The sequence below is a fragment of the Variovorax sp. P4_D9 genome (assembly GCF_056401695.1).
In genome coordinates, this window is sequence record NZ_JBFUIU010000583.1 from 1 (window position 1) to 5,707 (window position 5,707).

Sequence of the window (5,707 nt, forward strand, 5' to 3'; positions counted from 1 at the left end):
GCGCGTAGGCATCCAAACCCGAGATCGTGATCGCTGGGGCGCAACCGCTTACTGGCCTCTTCTCCTTCGCTGGTATCGCCTCGGATCTCGGCCTCGCCGAGTACTGCAATTGGCGAAACGCCAACGGTGGCGTACTGGGCCACAAACTGAAGTACGTGTCGGAGGACACTGCCTACAAGGTGGATGTAGGTGTTCCAGTGGTTAAGAAAATGATGGCTGAATACAAGCCGTCGTTCTTCTTCGTGGACGGAACCGGGCTGGGCAAGGCCACCGCGCGCGATCTGATCGAGGCCGGAACCGTCATGGTCACCAGCACTTCCTGTGCGCAGGCGCTCGTCGATCCCGTCAACATGCCTCACTACTTCAGCACGGGTCCAACCTATCCGCTGATGCAGGAAATTCTCATGGAGTACATCGCCAGTACGGCCAAGGGCTCGGCGAAGAAGCCGACCGTCGCCTACGTGTACAGCGAGTTGGAGTTCGGGCGGGAGGGCATACCGGCAGGGAAGGAACGAGCTGAGAAACTTGGCCTTCCGCTCGTGGCGGAGATTGTCACCAAGCCTGCCGGCGTTGATGTCTCGGGCGAAGTTGCCAAACTGCGTCGCGCGAAGCCAGACTTTGTGATCTTCCAGGGATATGTGCTCGCTCCGATTCCCGAATTCATCCGCCAGATGCGCGAGGCGGGGCTTACCTCGCAGGTGGTCGGCACGACCTACAGCATGGATATTCCCACCTATCAGGCGATTGGCGCTTTAGGCGAGAAATGGACCGGCCTCTTTCCATACCGCTATGCCTACGACAAGGAAGCGGTCATGGCCAGGACCATGCGCGAGCAAATCACCAAGGCCAAGCCCGACCTGAAGGACATTTCGATCTTCACCATCCAGGCCTGGTTGTCGGGAATGATCTTTGCGGAGATCGCCGAGCGGTGCATCAAGGCTGACAAGCCGCTGAACCTCGCGAACATGAAAGCCGCGCTGGAGTCGATCAAGAACTGGGACAGCGGTGGGCTCATTGGACTCCCGGTCGATCTAAGCCTTCACCGGATCGCCACGGGACGCATGTATTCGTACAACGGCGGCACCAAGCAGATGGATCCGATCAGCGACTGGATTCGGGTTTGAGGCAGCGAGATGGACTTCAATCTCTCATCAGAACAGAACGAACTCATTGAAGCCGCGCGCGTCTTCGCCAGGGACCACATTGCTCCTAACTACCGGCTGCGCGATCAACAGGGCAAGTTGCATCGCCCGACGCTTGAGAAGATGGGCGAGTTGGGTCTGTTCGGCATCGAGTTGCCGGAGGATGTTGGCGGGCTCGGACAGAACTGCCTCACCGCAGGGCTCGTTGTGGAGGCCTTGTGCGGCGACGACCTGAACATCGGCTACATCACTATCACGGCTTCGCTGTTGGGCCAGATCCTCAACGCCTTTGGCGAAAAGGAGGTCGTCAAGCCCTGGATCGAGGGCATGCTGCGCGGCAAGCTGATCCCAGCGATCGCATTGACCGAGCCGGGCGGTGGTTCCGATGCCGCCAACCTCAAGCTGAAGGCGCGGCGCGAAGGCGACTGGTACGTGATTGACGGCGAGAAAACATCGATCAGTATGGCTTCGCAGGCCGATTTCGCGGTCGTGTTCGCGCGCACGGGAACGGCGGAATCGCGCGCCAAGGGCATCAGCTCATTCCTCATCCCGCTCGACACGAAGGGCATCAGTCGAACCGAATTCGACGATCATGGGACTCGCAGCGTCGGCCGCGGCTCCCTGTTCTTCGACGGCGTACGGATTCCCGCCAAGTACCGTCTGGGCGAGGAGAACCAAGCGTTCTCGCAGGTCATGGCCGGCTTCGACTACAGCCGCGCATTGCTCGGAATCCTTTGCCTCGGCGTCGCGSGACTGTCGCTCGACGCCGCATGGAAATACACGCGCCAGCGCTTCACCTTCGGCAAGGCGCTGAGCGAGTACCAGGGCGTGACCTTTCCACTGGCCGAGGCGGAGACGCACTGGACCGGAGCCCGCCTGCTGTGCCTGCAGACCTTGTGGATGAAGGACCAGGGACTGCCGCACACCGCCGAGGCGGCGATGTGCAAGTGGTGGGGCCCGAAGCTCGCCTACGACATCGTCAATACCTGCCTGCTGACCCATGGCCACGGCGGTTACTCGAAGGAGATGCCCTTCGAGCAGCGCCTGCGCGACCTGCTGGGGCTGCAGATCGGCGACGGTACGGCGCAGATCATGAAGATGGTCATTGCGCGTCAAAAGTGCCACGACTGACTCACCGGAACCCCCATGACATACGAATCCTTCAAGCTCAATATCCAGGACGGCATTGCTCACGTCACCTTCAACCAGCCCGAGCGCGGCAACCCCATGGACCTGCGCTTCAACACCGAACTGAGCCGCATTGCGACCGAATGTGATGAGGACCCTTCGGTGCGCTGCGTGCTGATCGACGCCGCCGGCAAGTACTTCGGCGTGGGCGCCGACCTCAAGACCATGAACCGGAACCGCGCGGCACTGCAGATCTTCATCAAAAATGCGACCGTAGGGTTGCATTCGGCGCTGTCTCGATTCGCGCGCATGAATGCACCGGTCGTCGTGTCGGTCCATTCGCTCGCCGTCGGCGGCTTTGTCGCGATGTGTGCTGCGGCGGACTTTTGTATTGCGGCGCGCTCTGCGCGCTTCTATGCCGCTTACACCGGCATCGGCCTGCTCCCAGACGGCGGCGGCACAACCTTCATCCCAAGGCGTGTCGGCATCCGTCGCGCTGCCGAATTCTTCATGCGCAACCAGACTTGGAGCGCCGAGCAGGCGCTGGAGGCCGGCCTGATCAGTCATGTGGTCGACGATGCCTCGCTCCACGACGAAACCTGGGCGCTGGCTCGCGAGCTGGCCGCGGGACCCACGGTCGCGTTCGGCGAGATCAAGAACCTGCTGCTGTCGACCTGGTCGCAGCCGATCGAATCGCAGATGGAGCAGGAGGCGCGAGCGATGACGCGCGTCACGCGCACCGAGGACGGATGGAACGGCATCTGCGACGTCGCTGCCCGCCGCAAGCCGCAATTCGTAGGTCGCTGAGAAGCCGCCATGGAGAGCACGATCATGCAGGAAGCTGCGCCATGCCAGGACCCGACGACATTGTGGGCGTCCTTCGCGCGCAGAGCCGTGCTCTCGGCGGAACGGCCGGCGCTGACTTTCGAAGGAAAGACCTGGACGTACGCCGCCATGGCGGCATTCACCGAGCGCCTCGCCGCGGCCCTCCACGAGAGGGGAGTGCGCAAGGGCGAGCGCGTCGGATTCCTAGGCTTCAACTGCCCAGAATGTCTGCTAGGGCTGCTGGCAGCAGCGTCGTTGGGCGCGATCTTCGTGCCGTTCAATTTCCGACTGACAGCATCGGAGCTGAGGGTACTGATCGCCGACGCGGACGTTCACACGCTGATCGTCGGTGCCGAACATCTCGATCTCATCGAGTCGATGCGGGCCGAACTGCCCTGCCGCGAGTACATCCACGCTGGCGGTCCGGCCCCCAAATGGCAGTCACTGGACGAGCTCCTGGCGCGGCCCTCCGAACCGCTTCCGGCTGTCGACGTGCAGGCGAGCGACATTGTGGCCCTGGTCTACACCTCCGGCACGACGGGTGTCCCCAAGGGCGCCATGCTGACCCACGGCAACCTCTGGGCCAACAACCTCAACTGGATTCTCTGCTACGGCATCACCGCAGAAGACAAGCTGCTCACGACCGCGCCGATGTTCCATGTTGGCGGCCTATTCGTGCTCCTGTCGCCACTGCTGCTTATGGGCGGCGAGGTCGTGCTGCATCGCGGCTTCGAGGCTGGTGCAGTCATTGCCGCCATCGCGGAGCATCGCATCACGATGACGTTCTCGGTTCCGACGATGATGCTGATGCTCAGTCAGCATGCCGCGTTCGATGGCGCCGACCTGTCCAGCTTGCGCCTGCTGATCGTGGGTGGCGCGCCAAGCCCGGAATCGCTGCTGCGTCTCTATGCGAGCCGTCACATCGCGGTCAGCCACACCTACGGCATGAGCGAAGTCGTCTCGCTGTGCACCTTTCTCGAGACTGAGTCTGCGACGGAACGACTCAATTCCGCCGGCCGTGCCGTGCCCCTTTCCGAGGTCAACCTGATTGACGCCGATGGGAAATCGATTCATCAAGCCGGGATCAGGGGCGAGATCTGTGTCCGCGGCGCGACGGTCATGGCTGGCTATTGGCGTCGTCCAGAGGCCACTGCGGCCGCCCTTGGGAGCGACGGCTGGTTTCGCACTGGCGACGTGGGAAGTTTGGATGACGACGGCTACCTCTACGTCAACGACCGCCTCAAGGACATGATCATCAGTGGCGGTGAGAACATCTATCCGGCCGAGATCGAAAGTGCGTTGCAGGAACACCCGGGGATCCTTCAGGTCGCCGTCATTGGCAGGCCCGATCGCCAGTGGGGTGAGCGCGTTTGCGCCGTGCTGGTACTGAGGCCGGGCGCGGCGGTCACCCTTGAGGAGGTGCAGGCGTTTTGCGGACCGAGGCTCGCTCGCTACAAGATCCCAAAGGAGTTGAAGGTCGCCACCGAGCTGCCACTCAGCGGCGCCGGCAAGGTGCTCAAGCAGGTTCTGAGAGAAAGCTTGGCCTGAAATCATGGGCAACACCTGCACACAGGCTGGAGACGTCTTGTCGTTGCGATTGCCGCGCGGCCCGTCACCCGAAGAGCACCATTCGGCCGCCGAGCGGTTCGTCGCCGGCGAGAAGCAAATAGCCGCCGTGGGAAGAGCCCAGAAGTTCCACCTGCGCCAGATGAGCAAGGAAACCGATTCATGTCAGCAGTGAACACATTCGACATTCGCGACACGCCGACGTCGGAGTTCGTCGAGGCGCTGCGCAGGCGCTACCCGATCGAGCCCGAGATCGATCGGCTCCTGGCGCGAAAGATGGAGCGCCGCGGCGGCCCGTCCTATTCGATGGTGAGCCTGGACGTGCTGTCCGCCTCACTGATCGCGTTGCTGAAGGACACGCTCCAGGACGACTTTGAAGTGTCCAACCAATGCTGGCTTGCGGGCGGCGCCTCCAAGCTGCAAATGCGTTTCACGCTGCGCTGGAACGATCCGGCCGTGGGGCGGACGATCTCCGACCTGGTCGTGCGCATGGAGCCATCGGAGTCGATCAATGCATCGAGCCGCCTGCGTGAATTCGAGCTGCTGCGCGCATTGGAAGGTCTCGTTCCGGTGCCGAAGATGTATTGGGTCGACCCCGACGGCAAGTGGTTTCCGGAGCCCGCACTGATCTACGCGTATGCGCATGGCGTTGCGAAGCCGACTTCCATCGTGAGCGGCAGCGTGACCGGTATCGGCACTAACTTCGGTCCACGCCTTCGGCAATTGCTGGCGCCGCAGTTCGTCGACTACCTCGCGAAGATCCACACCTTCGACCACGAACGTGTGGATCTCGAATCCTTTAGTCGTCCTGAGATCGGGACCACGGAGAGTGCTCAACTGCAGATCAACCGCACGCTCAGGGTCTGGGAGGAAGATCGCGGCGAAGAGTTCGCGCTGATGGACGTCGCGGCCAACTGGCTCGCGCGCAATGTGCCCGCGCTGGACCGGGCCAGCGTGGTGCATGGTGACTACCGCGCCGGCAACTTCCTTCTCGACGAAGCCAGTGGCGAATTCACGGCAGTCCTCGACTGGGAGCGTGCCTACAT

At 62.3% G+C, this 5,707-nt stretch carries 6 protein-coding genes; all 6 read left to right on the forward strand.

Going from position 1 to position 5,707, the window contains the following annotated elements:
- The first annotated feature begins 26 nt into the window (after positions 1 to 26).
- The gene (locus tag AC1DY5_RS39485) at positions 27 to 1,124 is read left to right on the forward strand and encodes an ABC transporter substrate-binding protein (RefSeq protein ID WP_478119901.1); all 1,098 of its coding nucleotides are present in this window, start codon (positions 27 to 29) and stop codon (positions 1,122 to 1,124) included.
- A gap of 9 nt (positions 1,125 to 1,133) precedes the next feature.
- On the forward strand, positions 1,134 to 2,273 hold the full coding sequence (locus AC1DY5_RS39490) for an acyl-CoA dehydrogenase family protein (RefSeq protein WP_478119902.1): 1,140 nt from the start codon (positions 1,134 to 1,136) through the stop codon (positions 2,271 to 2,273).
- A gap of 15 nt (positions 2,274 to 2,288) precedes the next feature.
- Positions 2,289 to 3,077: an enoyl-CoA hydratase/isomerase family protein gene (locus tag AC1DY5_RS39495; RefSeq protein ID WP_478119903.1), complete on the forward strand. Its 789-nt coding sequence runs from the start codon at positions 2,289 to 2,291 to the stop codon at positions 3,075 to 3,077.
- A 9-nt stretch (positions 3,078 to 3,086) separates the two neighbouring features.
- Entirely contained in the window at positions 3,087 to 4,643 is a 1,557-nt protein-coding gene (locus AC1DY5_RS39500) for an acyl-CoA synthetase (RefSeq protein ID WP_478119904.1), read from the forward strand.
- Positions 4,644 to 4,647: 4 nt separating this feature from the next.
- A complete protein-coding gene (locus AC1DY5_RS39505) occupies positions 4,648 to 4,836 on the forward strand; it encodes a hypothetical protein (protein ID WP_478119905.1) in 189 nt (62 codons plus the stop codon).
- 101 nt (positions 4,837 to 4,937) lie between these two features.
- A partial coding sequence (locus tag AC1DY5_RS39510) for a phosphotransferase family protein (protein ID WP_478119906.1) occupies positions 4,938 to 5,707 on the forward strand: 770 nt, incomplete at its 3' end.